Source organism: Wolbachia endosymbiont of Drosophila baimaii, assembly GCF_028982185.1.
Lineage (GTDB): Bacteria > Pseudomonadota > Alphaproteobacteria > Rickettsiales > Anaplasmataceae > Wolbachia > Wolbachia pipientis.
The window spans coordinates 1-543 of record NZ_JAPQLE010000188.1 but is presented as its reverse complement, the minus strand read 5'-3'; the positions used below and the strand labels follow the sequence as shown (position 1 = coordinate 543).

Genomic DNA, 543 nt, shown 5'->3' with positions numbered 1-543 from the left:
GTTCTTGTTATAAATACCAGAATAATAAGCTACTGATATTCTCCACCTTTTTTATCTTTAATCCATCATAGCTAGCGATGCAACAAAGCCATTCCAGTGTCAGCTACTTGGATGACACCATTCTTTTTCCTGGATTCCAGTGTCTGGGCACTGAAATGACATCCTCCCTTGTGGAGATTGCTCTCAAATCACAATGTTCGTACAGCTATGCAAACACAAAGGTGTCATTCCAGCGCGTGACGCTGGAATCCAGTTGAGCTATTTCAACACAAATACTACATTTTGAGATGAACGTTCCAGACTTATTTACAAGTATAACAATTAAAGTCTGGATTCCAGTGGGCTTTGTTGCATAGCAACTGAAAAAATCTGGTGGCTACTGACAAAATTCACTATAAAATAGCCATTTAACCTTGAAAGAAAAAATATGCCACAAAAAATGAGGGTCAGTAGCCATAGCGAATATAACAAATTTCTAGAAAAAAGAGGAAATATTTTTCATTATATCAACGAAGCCATAGAAAAGTGGTACGAGAATGGTCC

At 37.4% G+C, this 543-nt stretch carries 1 protein-coding gene and 1 pseudogene; both read left to right on the top strand.

The window, feature by feature from the left end; all coding sequences use genetic code 11:
- Positions 1-77 precede the first annotated feature (77 nt).
- Complete coding sequence (locus OZD66_RS05640; RefSeq protein ID WP_275022471.1) at positions 78-257, top strand: hypothetical protein; 180 nt, start codon at positions 78-80, stop codon at positions 255-257.
- A gap of 170 nt (positions 258-427) precedes the next feature.
- Positions 428-543, top strand: a pseudogene (locus OZD66_RS06095) (IS5 family transposase); the annotation flags it as partial.

Excerpts from the sequence above, each read along its gene's own strand:
- OZD66_RS05640 (WP_275022471.1), top strand. The coding sequence starts at position 78 with ATGCAACAAAGCCATTCCAGTGTCAGCTACTTGGATGACACCATTCTT.